General features: G+C 73.6%; 17 protein-coding genes. 9 read left to right on the top strand and 8 right to left on the bottom strand.

Annotated elements, in window-relative coordinates; genetic code table 11:
• Nucleotides 1-99: 99 nt before the first annotated feature.
• Nucleotides 100-1,236, top strand: a complete 1,137-nt coding sequence (locus AB0903_RS14855; protein WP_366702685.1) for a PLP-dependent cysteine synthase family protein — start codon at nt 100-102, stop codon at nt 1,234-1,236.
• Between the two features lie 33 nt (nt 1,237-1,269).
• Here AB0903_RS14855 and AB0903_RS14850 read toward each other — a convergent pair whose 3' ends face one another.
• From AB0903_RS14850 to AB0903_RS14840, 3 genes are all read right to left on the bottom strand, one after another.
• A complete protein-coding gene (locus AB0903_RS14850; protein WP_366702683.1) occupies nt 1,270-1,752 on the bottom strand; it encodes an SRPBCC family protein in 483 nt (160 codons plus the stop codon).
• Between the two features lie 68 nt (nt 1,753-1,820).
• Nucleotides 1,821-2,285, bottom strand: coding sequence for an SRPBCC family protein (locus tag AB0903_RS14845; RefSeq protein ID WP_366702681.1), 465 nt, complete (start codon nt 2,283-2,285; stop codon nt 1,821-1,823).
• Between the two features lie 6 nt (nt 2,286-2,291).
• The gene (locus AB0903_RS14840) at nt 2,292-3,164 is read right to left on the bottom strand and encodes a DeoR/GlpR family DNA-binding transcription regulator (RefSeq protein ID WP_366702679.1); all 873 of its coding nucleotides are present in this window, start codon (nt 3,162-3,164) and stop codon (nt 2,292-2,294) included.
• 186 nt (nt 3,165-3,350) lie between these two features.
• On the opposite strand from AB0903_RS14840, the gene AB0903_RS14835 reads away from it, so the two are divergent.
• A complete protein-coding gene (locus AB0903_RS14835) occupies nt 3,351-5,867 on the top strand; it encodes a hypothetical protein (protein ID WP_366702677.1) in 2,517 nt (838 codons plus the stop codon).
• On the opposite strand, the gene AB0903_RS14830 is transcribed toward AB0903_RS14835, so the two are convergent.
• From AB0903_RS14830 to AB0903_RS14820, 3 genes are all read right to left on the bottom strand, one after another.
• Entirely contained in the window at nt 5,837-8,254 is a 2,418-nt protein-coding gene (locus tag AB0903_RS14830) for a right-handed parallel beta-helix repeat-containing protein (protein ID WP_366702675.1), read from the bottom strand. The two genes, AB0903_RS14835 and AB0903_RS14830, sit on opposite strands and share 31 nt — an antisense overlap.
• 129 nt (nt 8,255-8,383) lie before the next feature.
• Complete coding sequence (locus AB0903_RS14825) at nt 8,384-8,995, bottom strand: hypothetical protein (RefSeq protein ID WP_366702673.1); 612 nt, start codon at nt 8,993-8,995, stop codon at nt 8,384-8,386.
• Nucleotides 8,996-9,380: 385 nt separating this feature from the next.
• Nucleotides 9,381-9,839: a DUF6643 family protein gene (locus AB0903_RS14820; RefSeq protein ID WP_366702671.1), complete on the bottom strand. Its 459-nt coding sequence runs from the start codon at nt 9,837-9,839 to the stop codon at nt 9,381-9,383.
• A gap of 251 nt (nt 9,840-10,090) precedes the next feature.
• Here AB0903_RS14820 and AB0903_RS14815 point away from each other — a divergent pair, with 251 nt between their 5' ends.
• Nucleotides 10,091-11,389 carry a TerD family protein gene (locus AB0903_RS14815; RefSeq protein ID WP_366702669.1) on the top strand — a complete coding sequence of 433 codons (1,299 nt, stop codon included), beginning with the start codon at nt 10,091-10,093 and terminating at the stop codon, nt 11,387-11,389.
• Between the two features lie 143 nt (nt 11,390-11,532).
• On the opposite strand, the gene AB0903_RS14810 is transcribed toward AB0903_RS14815, so the two are convergent.
• On the bottom strand, nt 11,533-12,705 hold the full coding sequence (locus AB0903_RS14810; protein WP_366702667.1) for a glycosyltransferase: 1,173 nt from the start codon (nt 12,703-12,705) through the stop codon (nt 11,533-11,535).
• 58 nt (nt 12,706-12,763) lie between these two features.
• Between AB0903_RS14810 and AB0903_RS14805 the strand changes: the two genes are divergently transcribed.
• Both AB0903_RS14805 and AB0903_RS14800 read left to right on the top strand, forming a co-directional pair.
• Nucleotides 12,764-13,549, top strand: coding sequence for an aspartate/glutamate racemase family protein (locus AB0903_RS14805; RefSeq protein WP_366702665.1), 786 nt, complete (start codon nt 12,764-12,766; stop codon nt 13,547-13,549).
• An 82-nt stretch (nt 13,550-13,631) separates the two neighbouring features.
• Nucleotides 13,632-14,207 (top strand): hypothetical protein, encoded by a 576-nt coding sequence (locus tag AB0903_RS14800; protein WP_366702663.1) that lies wholly within the window; start codon nt 13,632-13,634, stop codon nt 14,205-14,207.
• Nucleotides 14,208-14,401: 194 nt separating this feature from the next.
• On the opposite strand, the gene AB0903_RS14795 is transcribed toward AB0903_RS14800, so the two are convergent.
• On the bottom strand, nt 14,402-15,505 hold the full coding sequence (locus tag AB0903_RS14795) for an O-antigen ligase family protein (protein ID WP_366702661.1): 1,104 nt from the start codon (nt 15,503-15,505) through the stop codon (nt 14,402-14,404).
• 225 nt (nt 15,506-15,730) lie between these two features.
• On the opposite strand from AB0903_RS14795, the gene lnt reads away from it, so the two are divergent.
• The 4 genes from lnt (at nt 15,731) to AB0903_RS14775 (ending at nt 20,970) form a co-directional block, all read left to right on the top strand.
• Nucleotides 15,731-17,347 carry an apolipoprotein N-acyltransferase gene (gene lnt, locus AB0903_RS14790; RefSeq protein ID WP_366702659.1) on the top strand — a complete coding sequence of 539 codons (1,617 nt, stop codon included), beginning with the start codon at nt 15,731-15,733 and terminating at the stop codon, nt 17,345-17,347.
• A gap of 109 nt (nt 17,348-17,456) precedes the next feature.
• The gene (locus tag AB0903_RS14785; protein WP_366702657.1) at nt 17,457-17,945 is read left to right on the top strand and encodes an NUDIX domain-containing protein; all 489 of its coding nucleotides are present in this window, start codon (nt 17,457-17,459) and stop codon (nt 17,943-17,945) included.
• 55 nt (nt 17,946-18,000) lie between these two features.
• Nucleotides 18,001-18,855, top strand: a complete 855-nt coding sequence (locus AB0903_RS14780; protein ID WP_366702655.1) for a 3-hydroxybutyrate dehydrogenase — start codon at nt 18,001-18,003, stop codon at nt 18,853-18,855.
• 72 nt (nt 18,856-18,927) lie between these two features.
• Nucleotides 18,928-20,970 (top strand): GAF domain-containing protein, encoded by a 2,043-nt coding sequence (locus AB0903_RS14775; protein WP_366702653.1) that lies wholly within the window; start codon nt 18,928-18,930, stop codon nt 20,968-20,970.
• The last annotated feature ends 195 nt before the right edge of the window (nt 20,971-21,165 follow it).

Raw genomic sequence — 21,165 nt, 5'->3', positions numbered from 1 at the left:
TATGGATGCCCAAAGCGAATGTTTGCGCAGGTGGGGGGCTTACTGTTGCCAGTGGTACCAAACGGTCGCAGCAGCCGGCCGCAGACGAAGGGCGACGCGATGAACAGCACGGCGCAGCAGCCGGCACCGGGCAGGACGGCCGCGACCGTCGACGTCGACCGCAGCGATCCGCACTACCGGGCATGGCTCAAAGAGGCCGTACGCAAGGTCCAGGCGGACGCCAACCGCTCGGCCGACACGCACCTCCTGCGCTTTCCGCTGCCGGAGGAGTGGGGCATCGACCTCTACCTCAAGGACGAGTCCACCCACCCCACCGGCAGCCTCAAACACCGCCTCGCCCGCTCCCTGTTCCTGTACGGGCTCTGCAACGGCTGGATCAGGCCCGGGAAGCCCGTCATCGAGGCGTCGAGCGGCTCGACCGCCGTCTCGGAGGCGTACTTCGCCAAGCTGGTCGGCGTGCCGTTCGTCGCCGTCATGCCGCGCACCACCAGCGCGGAGAAGATCCGGCTGATCGAGTTCCACGGCGGGCGGTGCCACTTCGTCGACGACTCCCGGAAGATGTACGAGGAGTCCGCCGCCCTCGCCGAGCGGACCGGCGGCCACTACATGGACCAGTTCACCTACGCGGAGCGGGCCACCGACTGGCGCGGCAACAACAACATCGCCGAGTCCATCTACCAGCAGCTGCGTCTCGAGCGGTACCCGGCGCCCGCCTGGATCGTCGCGACGGCCGGCACCGGAGGCACCTCGGCGACCATCGCCCGCTATGTGCACTACATGCAGCACGACACCCGTATCTGCGTGCCCGACCCGGAGAACTCCTGCTTCTTCGACGGCTGGACGCACGGCGATCCCGGCGCGAGCAGTGACTGCGGCTCGCGGATCGAGGGCATCGGCCGGCCGCGGATGGAGCCCAGCTTCGTGCCCGGTGCCATCGACCGGATGATGAAGGTGCCCGACGCGGCCAGTGTCGCCGCCGTACGGGCCCTCGAGGGCGCGATCGGGCGCAAGGCGGGCGGCTCCACCGGCACCGGGCTGTGGAGTGCGCTGAAAATCGTCTCTGAGATGGTGGCCGCGGAGGAGAAGGGAAGTGTCGTCACCCTGATCTGCGATCCCGGCGACCGCTACCTCGACAAGTACTACTCCGACGCCTGGCTCGCCGAGCAGGGGCTGGACATCCGGCCGTACGCGCTCGTGATCGAGCAGTTCCTCGCCCAGGGCGTCTGGCGCTGCTGACGGGCAGCCGCCGGTCGGTCGGACGCCGGGCGGTCAGATGCCGGGGGAGCGGGCCAGCCGGCGGTCCAGATTGCGAACCGCGTCGCGGAAGGCGCGGCCCAGTCCCGGACGGCCGAGCCGCAGCGCGAGCCGCAGCGGCGCGGGGCCGTCGGCCGCGAACGTCCACCGCACCCGGGCGCCGTGCGCCGTCGGGCTGATCCGCCACTCCTCCAACAGGGCTCGCAGGCCGGGGGCGTTGGTCTGCTCGACGCGGTACGCGTAGCGGGAGTGGGGCTCCCTGGCGAGCACCGTCTCCGTGAACACCGTGCCGCCCTTCAGCCTGATCTCACGGCCCGCGCCGTCGTCGACGGGCCGGGCGGCGGTCACCGCGGTGAACCAGTCCGGCCAGCCGGCGACGTCGTCGGCGAGCGCCGCGTACAGGGCCTCCGGTGATGCCGAGAGCTGTGCGGAGAAGACCAGGCGCAGCGGCGCGTTGTCCGCGAACTCCAGTCCAACCGAACGGAGTTGGCGTGCCATAGGGCTACCTCCAGTGGCGAGGGGCGGGACCGCACACCATAGCCGCGGCGCGGTCCGATGTCCGCCCCTCAGCCCCCGCCCGCACCCCGCATCCCGCCCCCCTCGCGAAGGATCCCGTCGAGCGCCCGGCCGAACACCCGCCGGCCCACCCGCGCCACCAGCGGGTCCAGCGCCGACGGCAACAGCGGGAACCGCAGCTCCTCGACCCACAGCACCACCGAACCCGAGCGGGTCCCGTGCACCTCGATCTCGGCCCAGCCGGTGATCACCCTGCCGCGCTTCTCCAGCCGGCAGCGGCCCGGCCGGCCGGGGGACGGCGGCCGCCATTCGACGACCTCCATCGGGTCGTCGAAACCGAAGCGGCCGAGCGCACTGCGCGCGACGAACACGGTGCCCACACCGGCGGGCGGCCCACTCGCCACCTCGACGGCCGTGAAGGGCACCTGCGCGGCATGTGCCGGCCAGTCGGTGACCCGCAGCCAGCACTCACGGGCGGGCAACTCGGTCGTCCGGCCGAGACGGAACACGGCCACGGCGGCTCAGCCGTCCTGACCGTCGTACTGCTCCGCAGGCCGCGGAGCGCCGTCCCCGTCCGGCTCGCCCGCCACGACGAGTCCGGGCAGATGGTCCGCGATCTCCTCCCTGGCCGCGGCCGGCAGCCCGGCGTCGGTCACCAGGGTGTCCACCTCCGCGAGGTCGGCGAACGAACTCAGGCCCACCGTCCCCCACTTGGTGTGGTCCGCGACCACCACCACCCGGCGCGCCGCCCGTACCAGACGGCGGTTCGTCTCCGCCTCCGCCAGGTTCGGTGTGGACAGGCCCGCCTCCACCGAGATGCCGTGCACCCCGAGGAAGAGCATGTCGAAGTGGAGCGAGCGGATCGCCTGATCCGCCACCGGCCCCACCAGTGAGTCCGAGGGTGTACGCACCCCGCCCGTGAGCACCACCGTCGCGGCCCCCGGACGCCGCCCGCCCTCCGTGCCGGACTGCTGCGCCGAGTGGAACACGTCGGCCACCCGCACCGAGTTGGTGACGACCGTCAGCTCCGGTACCTCCAGCAGATGGTGCGCCAGGGCGTACGTCGTCGTGCCGCCCGACAGTGCGATCGCACTGCCCGGCGCCACCAGCCGCGCCGCCGCCCGCGCGATGTCCTCCTTCGCGCGCAGCTCGAGCGCCGACTTCGCCTCGAACCCCGGCTCGTGCGTGCTCGGCTCGGCCACCGGTACCGCACCGCCGTGCACCTTCTCGACGACGCCCTGCCGCGCCAGGGCGTCCAGGTCGCGGCGCACCGTCATGTCGGAGACGTTGAGCCTGCGGGTGAGTTCGTTGACCCGCACCCCGCCGCGCCTGCGCACCTCGTCGAGGATCAGAGCACGCCGCTGCTCCGCGAGGAGGTTCTGGTTGTCGCTCACCGCCGGGGCCGGTCCTTCCCGTTCGTCCGATGCCGGCCACGCCGCCCGCGGGGGGTGTGGCCAAGGCTTCTCATCCTCGCACGCGTATGGCCCGCCGGGCTCGGGGAGATTCCGTGAGAGCGGTGCGGCGAGCCGCCTCGATCCGCGGTTCTTTCGCCATCGTTGCCGAGAGAGGAAGTCACCGCAGTGTCCCCTGTGACCCGGCCGCCGCACAGCGGCGGACCCGCACTCGAACTGCTCGTCCACGGCGTCGGCGGCGCCACCCCGCGGGACATGCTCGGCGACCCCCGTACGGTGCGGATGACCGGCGACGACAAGGCCGCCGTGTACCGCCGCACCGACGACGCCGAGGCGGAGAACGACCCCGCCGCCCACCGCGACCGGCCCATCCCCGAGGCGTACTGCTGGTCCAACCTCACCTCCGGCGACGGCGCCCGTGCGCTGTGGCTGCTGCTGCTCCCGTTCATGGTCGTGAACCTCGCGCACTGGATGAGGCCCCGGGCCACCGGGATGCGGCGGACCACCCGGCTCTACGGGGTGCTGGTGCGCCTGGTCGCGCTGAGCCTGACCGTGCTGCTGACGGCCGCCGCCTGCGAGGTCGCGCTCGACCTGCTGGCCTGGCAGTGCGCCGGGTCTGCCGCGTGCAGCGGCGACCGGTCCTGGCTCGGCTTCATGGCCGGGGCGCAGGACGGCTGGTGGTCCCAGCCGGGACGCCGCCTGGCGCTCGCCTCAGCGGTGCCCGTCGCACTGGTGGGGCTGCTCTGGTACCTCTCCAACCGGACGTGGAGCGCGTACGAGTCACAGCGCCCGCCGACCGGGGACGCCGTCGGCGACGTGGCCGAGGACGAGGAGGGCGGGGACCACGAGGGCGAGGACGAGGAGGGCGAGGACGAGGAGGGCGACGGTTCCGGCGGCGCCTGGCAAGAGGCGGCAGCGGCACCGAGCGTACGGCCCGCGCTGGGCAGACCCGGCTTCTGGTACGGTCGCCGGCTCGTGGCCCGGCTGCGCGCCGCCCATACGGCCGCCGGTCTTCTCACCGTCGCCGCCGCGGTCGCCGGGGCCGCCGCCCGCCACGACCGCGCCGCGCAGGACGCGCTGCTGAAGATCTGCGGCATGCTGCTGGAGGGGGCGCTCGTGGCCGGCGCGGCCGCCGTGCTGTGGGTGGTGTGCCACCGGGGACGCAGCGAGCGGCGCGTCGATGTCCGCCTCGACCGCGCCGCGGTCCGGGGCCTGCCGGGCGCGGCGCTGGTGCTGCTCGTCCTGTCGCTGCTCTACTCCTCCTGGTCGCGCCCCGGCTGGGCATCGGGCGGCACTCTTCCCGGCGAGGTCACTTTCCGTGTCATCGTCCTCGCCCAGGGCGGGCTCGTCGTCGCGCTCGCCGTCGCCGCCTGGCTTCTTCACCGCCGCGCGCGCCATCCGCGGACCGTTCTGCACGGACTCGGCGGACCGGCCGTCGCCATGCTCGCCTGCGCCCTCGGCGGGGTGATGACCGGCGGGGTGGCACAGCGGGTCGCGGACTGGATCGACGGGCCGGGCACGCCGGGGATGGACGGCGAGGGCACCATCCCGGGGCCGCCGGTGCTGCTGAGCTGGCAGGCGTCCGTCATTCCCGTGCTGCTGGCGGTGCTGCTGGTCCCCGCACTGCTGCTCCTCGCCCGGACCTGGCTCACCGCCCGCCGGCTCGCGCCGCGGGTCGAGGCGGAGTACTTCGACGGAACCCCCGGCGAGGGCCGCCGCGACGCGGTACGCACCCGCCGGATCGCGAGCACCCGCGCCCGCGCCGCCCTCACCGACGTCGCGCCCCTGGTGGTGGGCGTCGTCTCAGGCGCGACCCTGCTGCTCGGCGCCGGGGCCCTCTGCGGCGCCTGGCTGACCGGTGAGGTGCCGGGCCGCTCCTTCGCGGTCGGCGGCCTTGCCGAACCGGCGGCCCGGACCGCTCAGGCGCTGGGATCCTGGCTGGTCGGCTTCGGCTTCATACTGTTCGTCACCATGGGCCGCCGCGCCTACCGAGACGCCTCCGCCCGCCGCACCATCGGCATCCTGTGGGACGTGGGCACCTTCTGGCCGCGCGCCGCGCACCCCTTCGCGCCACCCTGCTATGCCGAGCGGGCCGTACCCGATCTGACGTGGCGGATGTGTACCTGGACCGCGCGGACCGGTGGCCGGCTCGTGATCTCCGGCCACTCGCAGGGCAGTGTGCTGGCCGCGGCCGCCGTGTGGCAACTGCCCATGGCCACCCGCCGGCGGGTGGCGCTCCTGACGTACGGATCGCCGCTGGAACGTCTGTACGGACGGTGGTTCCCCGCGTACTTCGGGCCCGGGGCACTGCTCGGACTCAGCAGGGAACTCGACTGCTGGCGCAATCTGTGGCGGCACACCGACCCGATCGGCGGACCGATGCTGATCGCCGACGAGCGGGTCCACACCGCTGCGGGCCGTGAGGGCGCGCACCCCGGCGCGCACTGCGAGGACGCGCACCCCGGCGCCGACTGCGAGGACCCGACGGACGTGGACAGGACGGCGCTCAAGGACCCTGTCGTCTACGGGCGTTCGGAACGGCATCCGCTGCCCGAGCCGATTCTCGGGCACTCCGACTACCAGGCCGATCCGATATTCGCCGAGGAGCGGACGGCGCTGCTCGAACGGCTCGTCCCTGTCGTGCCCCGGCAGGCTCAGGGCAGTTCGGGCAGATCGTCGGCGTAGAGCAGGGTCAGATCGTCGGTGCTCATCTCCGCGAGGGCGGCCACCCGCCCGGCGTGCCGCTCCACCATCGACTCGAACGTCTGGCGCGCGGTGCGGCCGTTGCCGAAGGCGGGCCCCTTGGGCAGGGCCGTGAAGTACTTCAGCAGCGCCTCGCCGGTGCCGGGCGCGAGCCGGTACTCATGGTCCTCCGCCTGCTGCTCGACGATCCGCAGCAGCTCCTCGGGGTCGTAGTCACTGAAGGTGATCGTTCGTGAGAAGCGGGAGGCCACCCCGGGGTTGACGGCGAGGAAGCGCTCCATCTCCGCCGTGTAGCCGGCGACGATGACCACCACGGAGTCCCGATGGTCCTCCATCAGCTTCACCAGGGTGTCGATGGCCTCCTTGCCGAAGTCCCGGCCCGAGTCCTCCGGCGAGAGGGCGTACGCCTCGTCGATGAAGAGCACACCGCCGCGCGCCCGGTCGAACGCCTCCTGGGTGCGGATCGCGGTCGAGCCGATGTGCTCGCCGACCAGGTCCACCCGCGACACCTCGACCAGGTGCCCGCGCTCCAGCACACCGAGGGAGGCGAGGATCTCGCCGTACAGCCGGGCGACCGTCGTCTTGCCGGTGCCGGGGGAGCCGGTGAAGACCAGGTGACGGCGGACGGAGGCCGCCTTCAGTCCGGCCTCCTGGCGGCGGCGGCCGACCTCGATCATGTTGGTGAGGGTGCGGACCTCGCGTTTGACGCTGTCCAGGCCCACCAGGGCGTCCAGTTCGCCGAGGACCGCCCCGGAGCTGCGGGCCGGCTCGCCCTCGGGGGCGTGCGGCGCGGCCGGGGGCTGCGGAGTCTGCACCGGCACGGCGGACAGCAGCCCGGGAGTGCCGGTCCTGGCCGCCGTCAAGGTGGCCGTGGCCTGCTCCGCCCCGGGGCGGAGGACCCCGCTCTCGTCGCTGGTGCACTCCTCCACGACCGTGCCGTCCTCCTCGCCCAGCTCGTAACCACCGCGGACGCACCGCTCCGTGCGGCAGCGGCTCAGCGTCGTACGGCAGCCGTCCATCACATGGAAGCCGTAGCCGCCGCTGCCCGTGACCCGGCAGTCGCGGAAGGTGCCACGGCCCTCGGCCGAGACGTAGAAACCGGCCTCGGCCGGCGAGGTGACTGTGCAGCGCTCGATCAGGGGGTCGGCGCCCTTGGTGACGATCACGCCGGTCTGCGCGGCGTCGACGGTGCAGCCGTTCAGCGTGCCGCCGCTGCCGTGGTCGCGGAACCAGGCGCCGGTGGAGACCTCGCGGATACGGCAGTCGTCGAGCTGCGCCGTGGCACCGTCGCTCACCGAGACGGCGGTGTTGCGGACCTGCGAGAGGTCGCTGTCGACGACGTCGACGCGCGACCCGCGGTCCAGGACGAAGAGCGCGTCCGGCACGTCGTGGACCCGGCAGGAGTCGAGGACGGCGGTAGCGCCGTCACTGACCCAGACCGCAGGGTAGTCACCCGTACTGTCGTGGATCTCGCACCGGTTGGCGTCCACCCGGGTCCCCGGGTCCCACACCGACAGGCCGTTGCGGCCGAAGCGGCGCACAGTGGAGCGGGTGAGGGTCAGGACGGAACGGGACCGCAGATCGATCGCGTTCTCCGGGATGTCGTGAATGTCGCAGTCGGAGAGCGTGAGGACCGCGTCGGTGTCGAGCGTGACACCGTCGGCCGAGGTGCGGTGGACGGAGGAGTCGGTCAGGTGGGCACCGGCGCGCGAAGCGATCTGGACGCCCGTGCCCTTGATCTCGTACACCTCGCAGCCGATCGCCTCGAGGCCGCTGCCCTCGCCGGTCACGCTCAGGCCCGCCCCGGAGGCATGGTGCACCCGGCAGCGCTCGAGCCGCGGATGCGCCCCCGAGTGCACCGACACACCGGACTGACCGGCGCACACCACCTCGCACTCCTCGAACACCCCGCCCGCGCCGTCCAGTACGCCGATCCCCACGCCCGCCGGATTGTCGACCGTGCAGCGGCGGACCACGGGCCGGGCGGCACCGCGCACCTCGATGCCGACCGCGGAGCGGGTGACGATCCGCAGGTCCGTCAGCTCCGGGGTACCGTCCTCGACGAGCAGCGCCGGGGCGGCCGAGTCCTGGCCCTCCACATGGAGGTCCCGCACGGTGGCGGAGGCGCACACGGTCAGGGGGACTCCGTCGGCGGGCGCGATGCGCACCGAGCCGATCGCACCCTCGGGGCCGCGCAGGGTGACCGCGCGCCGGACGACGAGATTCTCGCGATAGGTGCCGGGGGCAACGGTGAGGACGTCGCCGTCGCCGGCGGCCTCCAGGGCAGCGGCGAGAGAGGCGTACTCGCCCGTGCGGCGTCGCCACCGCGAGGTACCGGTGTGCGTCACCTGGACCGTGCCCTGTGCCATCGTGCTGCTCTGCCCCCACCTCGTGATCCGTACAACGCCGCGCCTCTGAGGGGGACGCGTCCCGAACCCCGAACGGGGTCGCACCACCGTAGCGCGCGCGGCGCGCGGGAGTTGACGGGATGTGGGAGGTCAGCCTCCCGCTCCGGCCCGCCCCCAGTCCGGACCCACGGCGGCCCAGGCCCGCTCCAGGTCCGCGTGTCTGCGGCGCACGAGACGCCACAGGACCAGCCTTCTGGCACATTCGAGGAGCAGGCCCCAGGCCAGGGCGGCGCCGACGCCGGCGAGTACGGCGTGCACCTTGGCGGTGGCAGGATCCATCGGGCGGGGCACAGTACGGCCGGAACCGTCCGTCCACACGGGGAAGGTGTCGCCGGGGCGCGGCGCGGGCAGGGGGGCGGGGAGGGTGCCGGTGCGCCGGCTTCCGTCAGGGGCGGTCCACGTCGCCCTGACCACCGTGCGCCGCTCGTCCGCCGCCGCGGCGGTCTCGGGGTCGAAGGCGGTGGGGCGCGGCCGTACCGCCGGGGCGAGAACCACGGCCGTCGTGACATGGCGCTGCAGCCGCTGGACGCGGATCGCCTGGCGCAGCGAGTCCTCGGCCAGCGCGGCGGTGACCGAGCCCGCGACCGGGGCGGTCGTGACGATGAGCAGCGCGGCGGCGAGCGCGAGCCATGCCTCGAACAGGTCGGTCGCACGCCGCAGGGGATTGCGGCGCCAGCGCCAGATGCCGACCGCTGCCCGCACGTGACCGCACCCCCTCCCCGCCGCTGTGACTGCCCGGTGCGGGACGGCGCAGGCACGCGTGCCGCGCGAGGGACGAGGAGCCACCCCCGCGAGCCGTCTCCGTGGATTGTCCAACGAGACTGCCACCACGACGGGTTCCCCGGTACGGGAAACATCTCCGACGGGTGGACGTGCCGATGGCCGCGTCCGGGACGGGGGACGGCGTTCGTCCTCAGGTGGTCAAGCCGTCAAGCTGCCGAACGGGCAAGCCCTCCCTCAACGGCAGAGCCGCCAACGTCGTACAGGCGAGCGGTCGGCGAGGCGGACGGGTGCGGCGGCGGCCTGTCCGTACCTCCGCGCCGGAGCACTCTCCGGACGGGCCGTCGTCGTCGGTGATCGTCGGAGCTCAGTACCCCCGCCCCTGGTACGGGCGGTCGTACGGGTCCTCGTAGGGAGCGGGTGCCGGAGCGGGGCGCGCCGCCGCGGGGCGCATGGCCTCGTACCCGGTGGGCGCGGGGCGCTGCGGCTGGGCCTGGTATTGGTACTGCGGACCGGGGTAACCGCGGGGAGCGGCCGGCTGCTGAGGGATGTACGGAGCAGGCGCCTGCTGCAGCGGCACGGGCTGCTGCATCGGCTGCGGGTAGCCGTACGAAGGGGCGGACGGTGACGGAGCCGCCGGGAGGGCGGGGAGGGCCGCGGGGAGCGCCGGCAGGTAGCTGTTGCCGGTGTCGTATGCGGCAGGCACTCGGATCGGGGCGATCTGAGGCGTGCCCCGCTCCGCGACCAGGGAGTCGTAGATCGGGGTGTCGGGAAACGCCGGCGCGGAGTAGTAACCGCCGCCGTAAGTGGCGCGGGGGGAGGTCATGGCACATAAGTTAAGCCCACGATGTGCTGGTTGGGGAGCCCGATAAGAGGGTTGTTTCGGCAGCTGCGAGTGACCACGGTTCCCTAATGTGAGCGAACTTGATGAAAACGGACCCGCTGACGTCTCGTGATCGTGTAAAGGGCAAGCTGGGAGGGGGTTACCGACGGGTCGGCCCCTCCGTGGGGGACGAATGCGGAATAGGTTGACGATGAACGAACTTCCGGGCGCACCGAATCTTGATGGGGGCGAGCATGTCCATGCTTAAGGGAGCGAACACACCGGTACCCGCGCGCAGCGTCCGCGTGGAACTCGGCTGGCGCTCCGGACCGGGGGTGCCCGACGTCGACGCGTCGGCACTCCTGCTGGCGGCGGGAAAGGTCCGCTCCGACAGTGACTTCGTCTTCTACAACCAGCCCTCGCACGCCTCCGGAGCCGTGCGGCACGAAGGCAAGCGGACTGCGGACGGCACCGTGACCGACGCCGTAGCGGTCGACCTCGAGCGGGTCGAGAACACGATCGAGCGGGTCGTGCTGGCCGCCTCCGTCGGCGCGAGCACCTTCGGGCAGGTGCCCGGTCTGCACATCAGGGTGCTCGACGCCGCCTCCGGTGCAGAGATCGCCCGGTACGACAGCCAGGACGCCACGGTCGAGACCGCATTCGTGCTGGGCGAGCTCTACCGGCGGCAGGGCGCCTGGAAGTTCCGTGCCGTCGGGCAGGGCTACGGGACCGGCCTCGAGGGCCTCGCCACCGACTTCGGCATCACGGTCGACGAATCGCAGCAGGCGCCCGCGGCGTCCGCCGCCGCACCGGCGGCACCCGCCCCGTCCCCGTCCCCGGCACCCGCTCCGTCCCCGGTCACTGCCGCCGCTGTGCCGCCCTCGCCGACGGCACGGCCCGCCGCGCCGCCGGCGCCGGTACGCCTCACCAAAGTGACGCTCACCAAGGAGGCGCCCACCGTCTCCCTGGCCAAGCAGGGCGGCACGTCCGGCGCCATGCGGGTCAACCTCAACTGGCAGGTGCGCAAGCAGTTCCAGGGCTGGGGCGCCAAGCTGGGCCGCGCCGTCGCCATGCACGGCGACCTCGACCTCGACCTGTGCGCGCTGTACGAACTCTCCGACGGGCGCAAGGGCGTGGTGCAGGCCCTCGGCAACGCCTTCGGAGCCCTGGACCGGCCGCCCTTCATCCACCTCGACGGGGACGACCGCACGGGCGGCACCCCGGGCGAGAACCTCACCGTCAACCTCGACCACCGGCAGCACATCCGCCGCGTCGTCATTTTCGTGACCATCTACGAAGGCGCCCGCAGCTTCGCCGACCTCGACGCGACCGTGACCCTCCAACCGCAGCACGGGGCGGCGATCGACTTCTCCCTCGGTGAGTGCACCGTCCCCTCCACGGTCTGCGCCCTCGCGCTGATCACCAACACCGGCTCCGACCTCGTCGTCCAGCGCGAGGCCAATTTCCTTGTCCCGCAGCGCGGTGTGAGCCCGCAGCGCACCGTCGACCAGACCTACGGGTGGGGCATGAACTGGACCCCCGGCCGCAAGTGACCCCGGGCCGCAGCTGACGGGCGGTGAGTGCCCAGGGCGGCAGGTGACCCCGGGCCACCAAGTGGCGCCCGGTGGCCCCGCGCCCGCCCAACCGCCCGCGCCGCCCCCGGCGGCCGCCCCGCGGGCCGCCGAGGCGTCAGGTGTCAGGCGTCGCCCGCGACCTCAGGCGCCGCGTACGTCCGGCCCTTCCATGCCGCCCCACGCCCCTGGTGGTGCCGCACCGCGGAGTCGACCGTCATCAGCAGATACAGCACAGCCGTGAAGGGCAGGGTGAGCGCCAGCGGAAGCGGCTGCCGGTAGTAGCGCAGCATCGGCAGGTACGTACCCGCCATCACCGCCCACGCCGCCGCTCCGGCCCAGGCGGCCGCCGGGTCGTGCGTGAGCAGCCCGGCCGCGAGTGCCGCCGGCGGGACGAGATACACCAGTGCCAGTCCCGCGACCGTGGCCATGAGCAGGGGCGGGCTGTGGCGCAGCTGGGCGTAGGCGCTGCGCGACACCATCCGCCACAGGTCCGCCAGCCGCGGATACGGACGCACACTGTCGACCCGGTCGGCGAGACCGAGCCAGATCCTGCCTCCGGTCCCGCGCACGGCGCGCGCCAGAGAGACGTCGTCGATCACCGCGTGGCGGATCGAGTCCGGGACCCCGGCCCGCGCCGCGGCCTCCACGCGGAGCAGCACGCAGCCGCCGGCCGCCGCCGCGGCCCTCGAACCGCTTCCGTTGATCCGGCGGAACGGATAGAGCTGGGAGAAGAAGTAGACGAAGGCCGGCACCACCAGCCGTTCCCAGCCGCTCGCCACCCGCAGCCGCGCCATCTGCGACACGAGATCGAGGCCGTTGGTGCGCGCGGCCGCGACCAGTTCCCGCAGGCTGTCGGGGGCGTGCGCGATGTCGGCGTCGGTCAGCAGCAGGAACTCCGGGTCGCGCTCCCTCGCGGCGGCGATGCCGTGCCGCAGGGCCCACAGCTTCCCCGTCCAGCCCGGCTCCGGCTCCCCAGGGGACACCAGCCGCAGCGGCAGACCCCTGTGGCGGTCGGCGAGCGACAGGGCGAGCTCCCCGGTCCCGTCACCGCTGCCGTCGTCGACGAAGACGATCTCGGCCCGCCCCGGGTAGTCCTGGGCGAGCAGGGTCGGCAGGCTCAGCGGCAGGACCTCCGCCTCGTCCCGTGCGGGGACGACGACGGCCACATCCGGCCAGTGGGCCGGGACCTCACGGTGCGGCAGCCGCTGGTCGGTCCGCCAGAAGAACCCCTGGCCGAGCAGCAGCCATCCCCAGGCGGTCAGCGATCCCACGGCGATCCAGGCAAGGGCGCTCACGCGCCGCAGTCTGCCGCACGGAAGCCGGGCCGTGGCGGCGGTCGACTATGGTGACCGGGTGAAGATCGCGCTCATGGATTCCGGTATCGGCCTGCTTCCGGCGGCCGCCGCTGTGCGCACGCTGCGCCCCGACGCGGATCTGGTGCTGTCCTGCGACCCCGACGGAATGCCCTGGGGCCCGCGGACGCCCGACGACCTCGAGGAGCGGGCCCTCGCAGTGGCGCGCGCGGCCGCCGGGCACCGCCCCGACGCGCTGATCGTCGCCTGCAACACCGCCTCCGTGCACGCCCTGCCCGCGATCAGGGCGGCGTTGGAGCCGGCGCTCCCCGTGATCGGTACGGTCCCGGCGATCAAGCCCGCCGCGGCGGGCGGCGGCAGAGTGGCGATCTGGGCGACCCCCGCGACCACCGGCAGCCCCTACCAGCGCGGCCTCATCCGGGAATTCGGCGGTGCCGCCGAGGTGACCGAAGTGCCCTGCCCGGGCCTCGCCGACGCCGTGCAGCAGGCGGACGAGACCGCCATCGACCGGGCCGTGGCCGCGGCGGCCGCGCTCACCCCGCGCGACGTAAGGGCCGTCGTTCTGGGCTGCACCCATTACGAACTGGTCTCCGAGCGCATCCGGGCCGCCGTCCAGCAGCCTGACAGGCCGCCCCTGGTGCTGCACGGCTCCGCAGGCGCGGTCGCCGCGCAGGCGCTGCGCCGCATGGGAGTGCGGCCCGCGCCCGACGCGGCGGCGAGCAGCCGGCTCACCGTCCTGCTCAGCGGGACGGAGTCCACCCTGCCGGCCGAGGCGCTGAACTACGCGGAAGGCCGTCTGCTGCCGGCCGTCACCCCCGCGCGCTGACGGCGGACGCCGAGGGCCGGTCGTTTCGACCGCTTTCGCCGCGGTAGTACTTGTTGTCCGGTTGGTGGGTAGTGTCCAAGTCATGAGGCACCACTTCGGCTACGAGGGGTGCGGCTCGGATGCTCTTCCGGAGGTCTGGACCGGCCGCGCGACCAACCGTATGCAGTGGCTGCCCGCGGTGGCGGGCGCTGGGTGTCTGGCCCTCGGCGCCAAGCTGGCGGTCGACGCCACATGGACCACGGGCATCGCCGCGCTGCTGATGGCCGTCATCGGCTGCTTCGCGGCCGGCATCATGATCCTTTACGGCACGCTCGCCTTTGTGCACGTGGTGGTCAGGATCGACAGGTACGCGGTGGACGTGCGCTGCGGCCACATCGGTGTGCCCCACCGGCACATTCCCCTCTCCCATGTCGTGAGCGCCGACTACACCTCCAAGGTGACACCCCGACAGTGGGGCGGCTGGGGCTGCCGCTGGCGCCCGGAGCAGGGCACCGCGGTGGTCGTGCGGCGGGGGGAGGGCCTGGTGGTCACCCTCGGCGACGGCGGCATGTTCACCGTGACCGTCGACGACGCGGCGACCGCGGTGCGCGTCATCCGCGCCCGGCTGGCCGGGATGGAGCAGAGCACCGGCAGGGCGGACGGGGCCGCCCAGGCATGAGAGCGTCATCACCGGGATCAGGGGGACCGTTCGGGTCGTGCGGTGCGGGGGCTGCGCCGGTCCGGTTCGGGTCGTGCGGTACGGGCGCCTGCGCCGGTCCGGTCGGGGACCTGCTGGTCATGCCGTCTGCGCCGGTCCGGTTCGTCGGCGTACGCCCTCCCGTCGCCCGAGTCCCTGCCGCTGACCGGGCCTCCTCAGGCACCGCGCCGGTCCCCGAGGCGGTCCCGTCCCTTCCCGGGCCCTCTCCGCGAAGGGGCCTTCCCCGGCCACGCGTCGTTCCTGCCCGCCCCCGTGCCCGCCGTGGCCAGCCCCGCGAGCAGCCCTGCTCCGGCCGTCACCGGTGCGAAACTCAGGGCATTGCCGACGCATGCGAGCGCCGCCAGGGCCGTCAGCGCGCCCGCCGCGCTCAGCACCACGGATGCCGGGCGGGGTGAGCGCCACATCCCATGGAGAATCCAGGCGAAAGCCGCCCCGAGCAGGGCGACGCCGACCGCGCCCTGTTCCGACGCCTGCTGGAGCAGGGCCGAGTGCGGTTTGCCGTCCGAGTCCGCCGATCCGGCGGACGTGGGGCTCAGCCGGCCGAAGCGCGCCGGGCCGGCGCCCCGTAGCGGGTCCTCCGCAGCAAGAGTGACCGCGTCCCGCCACAGGGCCACCCTGTTGGGGGTGAGCGGCGCCTCCACGGAAGCGGCGAGTCTTGCGGGGAGGGCGTCCTCGGCCACGGCCCATGAGGCGCCGGCCACGAGGCCCGTCGCGAGAGCCGGCGCCGCGAGGAACGCGGTGCGCCGCTGGGTCCGCACCGTGGCGAGCGACCAGAGGAGCACGGCCAGACACGCCACGAAGGCCGGCAGAGACCCCAGAACGAGGGCCGCGCACGTCACGGCGAGTGCGAGCAGCCGTGCCGCCGGTCGCGCGGACCCGGAACGGGTGGCGGACGCCGCGCAGCAGGCCGCACCGGCGGCGAGTACCAGGAGCGCGGCGCCCGCGCCCGCGTGACCCGGTGGCGTGCCCGTGCCGGCGACCGATCCCGGAACCCCGTCGCGGGATGCGACCGCCAGGGCGAGGGCACCCAGCGCGGCGGCGGCGAAGGCGCCCGCCGGGAGCACCGACCCGCACAGCCGTCCGCAGGCGTATCCCGCCGTGACGGCGAACACGGCGAGCAGCACACCCTCCGGTCTGCCGTCCCGGCCGGCCGCGCTGACCAGTGACCAGGCGGCACAGCCGGCCAGGACCACGACACCCGTGGCGTCGGGACCGCTTCGGCGTTCCCGGCCCATGGGCGGTTTGCCCGCTGGATCCATCCCGTGGCCCCCCGACCGTGACGGGCCCCGCGCGTGGACGCGGCGGGCCGGAGCCGACCGCTCGGCGGCAGCCGGAACCGACCTGAAACGGTTCCGGGCGCGCAGGACTGGCGCACACGTTAACGTTCGCTCCGCCGAGGCGCGGGGGAATCGAGAAGAACCGTTGCTGCTCGGCCGGCCGACGCGACTGCGCCCTTCACAGTCCTCCGCCGTAGACTCCGCCAGGTGAGCGCCACCATGACCTCCGTCGACACCCCAGAGCCCGCGGCCGCTGCCGGCCGACCGCTGCTGCGCCGGCTCGTACGTCCCGGCGCCGCCGCGCTCAGCGGCCTGCTTCTCTTCGCGAGCTTCCCGCCGCGCCCGCTGTGGTGGCTGGCCTTCCCGGCGTTCGCCCTGCTGGGCTGGACCCTGCGGGGCCGCCGCCTGCGCTCGGCCTTCGGGCTCGGCTACCTCGCCGGGCTCGGGTTCCTGCTCCCGCTGCTCATCTGGACGGGCGAGGAGGTCGGCCCCGTGCCATGGCTGGCACTGGTGGCGGCGGAGGCCCTGTTCGTGGCGCTCGCGGGCACGGGTATCGCCGCCGTCTCACGGCTGCCCGCCTGGCCGGTGTGGGCCGCTGCCGTCTGGGTCGCCGGAGAGGCGGCCCGTGCCCGGGTGCCGTTCGGCGGGTTTCCCTGGGGCAAGATCGCGTTCGGGCAGGCGGACGGATTCTTCCTGCCGCTCGCGGCCCTCGGCGGTACTCCCGTGCTCGGCTTCGCGGTCGTGCTCTGCGGATTCGGCCTCTACGAGACCGCACGGCAGGTGGCCGGCCACCGCCGTGGCGCGGTCGTCCGGCGCACCGCCGCCACGGCCGCGCTGCTGTCCCTGCTCGTGCCCGTCGCCGCCGCTCTGGCCTCCCGGCCCCTCGTCGACGCCTCCGCGCAGGACGGCACGGCGACGGTCGCGGCGATCCAGGGCAACGTGCCCCGTCTCGGCCTCGACTTCAACGCCCAGCGCCGGGCCGTCCTCGACAACCACGCCGCGCGGACCGAGCAGCTCGCCGCGGACGTCGCGGCGGGCAAGGAGCCCCGGCCCGACTTCGTGCTGTGGCCGGAGAACTCCTCCGACCTCGACCCGTACCGCAACGCGGACGCCCGGCAGGTCATCGACGAGGCGGTGAAGGCCATCGGAGTGCCGACCGTCATCGGCGCCGTGCTCACGCCGGAGACCGGCAAGCTCCGCAACACCCTGATCGAGTGGGACCCGGACCACGGGCCCGTCGACACCTACGACAAGCGGCACGTCCAGCCGTTCGGCGAATACATTCCCATGCGCTCCGTCGTACGGATCTTCAACGACGACGTCGACCGGGTCCGCCGCGACTTCGGGCCCGGCCACGAGGTCGGCGTCTTCGACCTGGCGGGTACGAGGGTCGGGCTCGTCACCTGCTTCGAGGCCGCTTTCGACGATGCGGCGCGCGACACCGTCACGCACGGCGCGCAGCTCGTCTCGGTGCCCAGCAACAACGCCACGTTCGGGCGGAGCGAGATGACCTACCAGCAGCTGGCGATGTCCAGGGTGCGGGCCGTGGAACACAGCCGCTCCGTCGTCGTGCCGGTCACCAGCGGTGTCAGCGCCGTCATCCTGCCCGACGGGAAGATCGTCGAGGAGACGGCGATGTTCACGCCCGACGCCCTGGTCGCCGAGGTGCCCCTGCGCTCGTCGCTGACACCCGCGACCCGGCTCGGCGTCGCGCCGGATCTGGCGCTGGTGCTGCTCACCGCGGGCGGCCTGGCCGCGGCGGCGGTCGGCGCCGTACGGGAGCGGCGGCGTACGGACCCCGAGCCGGCCGGCGACCCGGCGTAAGCGCCGCACGGCCCGGCACGCCCGGTGAGGCCGGAAGAGCCGGGGCTCGCCTCCGGGACGCGCAGTCGGCGGTTCGGCCGCCGGGCCGGGGCCCGTTAGGGTCCGGAGCATGGCAACTCCCGAATTCATCCGCGCCATCCGGGCAAGCGCCGGCCATCAGCTGCTGTTCCTGCCCGGTGTCAGCGCCGTCGTCTTCGACGACCGGGGGCGCGTGCTGCTCGGCATGCGCGCCGACACCGGCAACTGGTCGATCATCGGCGGCATCCCGGAACCGGGGGAGGAGCCCGCGGCGACCGCGGAACGCGAGGTGTACGAGGAGACCGCCGTGCGGTGCGTCGCCGAGCGGGTCGTCCTCGTCCAGGCGCTGCCGAGGCCCGTGACCTATCCCAACGGTGACGTGTGCCAGTACATGGACATCACCATGCGGTGCCGGGCCGTGAGCGGCGCCGCCGAGGCGCGGGTCAACGACGAGGAGTCCCTCGAGGTGGGCTGGTTCCCCGTCGACGCGTTGCCCGAACTCCAGGACTTCGCGACCTTTCGGATCAAGCATGCGCTCACCGAGGGACCAGCATGGTTCCAACCCACCAAGAAGTACTGAAGTATGGGTTGGCACCACATCGGTGGCCGGGTGATCGCTGCCTAGGGTGCCCCATATGACCGCGCCCACCACACCTCACGGCATCACATCTCACGGCACCACCACACCTTCCGGCACCGCAGTCCCCGCCCCCGGGGCCTCGCCCGTGTCCGTCGATCTCAGTGGCCGTACCGCCCTTGTCACCGGTGCCGCGAGCGGCATCGGCCGCGCCTGCGCGCTCCGGCTCGCGGCTGCCGGAGCCGAGGTCAGAGCCGTCGACCGGGACGCGGAAGGGCTGGCCGCACTCGCCGGTCTCGGCGACGGCCTCGTCGGAGCCCTGCAGCCGCAACTGCTCGACCTCACCGACCTGGACGCCGCGGAGGCGGCCGCCGCCGGCACGGACATCCTCGTCAACAACGCCGGACTCCAACTGGTCCGCCCCATCGAGGACTTCCCGCCCGACGTCTTCCACACCGTCCTCACCGTGATGCTGGAGGCGCCGTTCCGGCTGATCAGGGGCGCGCTGCCACACATGTACGCGCAGGGCTGGGGCCGTATCGTCAACATCTCGTCGGTGCACGGGCTGCGCGCCTCCGCCTACAAGTCAGCCTATGTGGCCGCCAAACACGGCCTCGAAGGGCTCTCCAAAACGGCCGCACTCGAAGGCGCGCCACACGGTGTGACATCCGTGTGCGTCAACCCCGGATACGTCCGCACGCCGCTCGTCGAGAAGCAGATCGCCGACCAGGCCGCCGCTCACGCACTGCCCGAGGAGCGCGTCCTCAGCGACGTACTGCTCAAGGACTCGGCGATCAAGCGGCTCGTCGAGCCCGAGGAAGTGGCCGACGCCGCCCTGTACCTGTGCTCGCCGCAGGCGTCGTTCATCACCGGCACCTCGCTGGCCCTCGACGGCGGATGGACCGCACACTGACGCCCGCCGCCGGGCCGCTTCGTCGTCCACAGGGCTGGTGCGACCACCCGTACGGCAGGTAATCCTGTGTCCATGTCCCACGATCAAGCGCCCTACCTGGAGCTCCTCGCCAGAGGCGCAGCCGCCGAGGCGTACGACAGGCCGCTGCTCCTCGCCCGCGCGGATGGCGCGGGACCCGGGGAGCTGGCCTCGCTCGAGCACGCCAAGCAGCTGGCGCTACGGGTGCGCGCCGAGCTGGAGGGCCGCCGTCGCCGGGAGGCGGAGCTGTCCGCCCTCTTCGAGACCGCGCACGACCTCGCGGGTCTGCGCGATCTCGACGCGGTGCTCCGGGCGATCGTGCAGCGCGCCCGCTCCCTGCTCGGCACCGAGGTCGCCTACCTCAGCCTGAACGACCCGGCGGCCGGCGACACCTATATGCGGGTCACGGAAGGGTCGGTGTCGGCACGGTTCCAGCAGGTCAGGCTCGGCATGGGGGAAGGGCTCGGCGGACTCGTCGCCCAGACCGCCCGGCCGTACGTGACCGACAGCTACTTCGACGACGCCCGCTTCCAGCACACCGGGACCATCGACGCAGCCGTCAGGGACGAAGGGCTCGTCGCCATCCTCGGCGTGCCGCTCATGCTCGGCAGCCAGGTCATCGGCGTGCTGTTCGCCGCCGACCGGCGCGCCAGGGTGTTCGAGCGGGAGCAGGTCGCGCTGCTCGCCTCCTTCGCCGCGCACGCCGCCGTGGCCATCGACACCGCGAACCTCCTCGCGGAGACCCGCTCCGCACTCGCCGACCTGGAGCGGGCCAACACGATCATCCAGGACCACAGCGGCGTCCTCGAACGCGCCTCCGACGTCCACGACCGCCTGACCGAGCTGGTCCTGCGCGGCGGAGGCGTCGACGACGTGGCCGCGGCGCTCTCCGAAGTCCTGGACGGTACGGTCGAGTTCACCGGGACCGGCCCTGACACCACCGGCGCGGGCGGCCACGCGGCACGGCACGGCGACGACTGGGTCGCCGCCGTCGCCGCAGGCGGCGAGATCTTCGGCTCCCTCGTACTCCACGGGCACCCCGACCTCGACCCCGTCGACCGCCGCACCCTCGAACGGGCCGCGATGGTCACCTCCCTGCTGCTGCTCGCCGAGCGGTCCGCGCACGACGCGGAACAGCGGGTGCGGGGCGAACTGCTCGACGACCTGCTCGACGCCCCGGACCGCGACCCCAGGCTGCTGAGGGAGCGCGCCGCGCGCCTGCGGGCGGACCTCGACGCCCCTCATGTGGTGCTCGCCGCCCGCATCGACGCTCCGGCAGGGACCGCGGTCGCCCGCGCCGACGATGCAGGCGGCGTCGGCGCTGGAGCCCGGCGCAGCCCCTCGGCCCGTGCCGACGCCACCTCACGCCACGGCGTCTCCGTCCGCCATGAGGCGGCCGCGCCGCGCCGTGACACTTCCCTGCGCCGTGACACCGCCGCGCGTGGTGACGTGTCCGCGCGCGAGACCGCCGACCGGCGGCGATTGTGGTCCGCCGCCTCGCACCTCGCCGCGACCCGCTCCGGCCTCGCCGCCGCCCGTGACGGCGGCGCGGTCCTGCTGCTGCCCCTCGGCCCCGGCGACACCGCCGCCGGCCTGGCGCGCCGGACGGCCCGTCAACTGGGCGGCGCGCTCCGCGAGCCGGTGACCGTCGGCGCCTCTTCCCCGGTCGCCTCCCCGGCCGAGGACCCCGGCCCGGTGGCCGACGCGTACGCCCAGGCGTGCCGCTGTCTCGACGCGCTGCGGCTCCTCGGCCGCGCCGGGGAGGGCGCGGCGGCACAGGACCTGGGCTTCCTCGGGATGCTGCTCGCCGATCCGGGCGACATCGACGGCTTCGTGCACCGCACCATCGGCGAGATCGTCGAGTACGACCGGCGCCGCGGCACCGACCTCGTTGGCACCCTGGGCGCCTACTTCGCGAGCGGGATGAGCCCGGCCCGTACCAAGGACGACCTGCACGTCCATGTGAACACGGTGGCCCAACGGCTCGAGCGCGTCGGCCGGTTGCTCGGCCCGGACTGGCAGGACCCGGCGAGGTCGCTCGAGATCCAGCTGGCACTGCGGCTCCACGCCATGTCGTCGCCGGACGACGTGTCCTGACCGACGGGAGAGCTGACCGACGGGAGAGCTGATCGACGGGCGAGCTGATCGACGGGGGGGGGGGGCGGCCCGGCGGCCCCCCACCGGGGGCGCAGAGCGGGGCCGGGGGGGGGGGGGGGCGGGGGGGGGGGGGGGCGCCCCCCCCCCCCCCCGCGCCCCCCCCCCCCCCGCCCCCCCCCCCCCCCCCCCACCACC

Source organism: Streptomyces sp. NPDC048389 (assembly GCF_040706335.1).
Taxonomy (GTDB): domain Bacteria; phylum Actinomycetota; class Actinomycetes; order Streptomycetales; family Streptomycetaceae; genus Streptomyces.
This window is presented reverse-complemented; position numbering and strand designations above follow the sequence as displayed.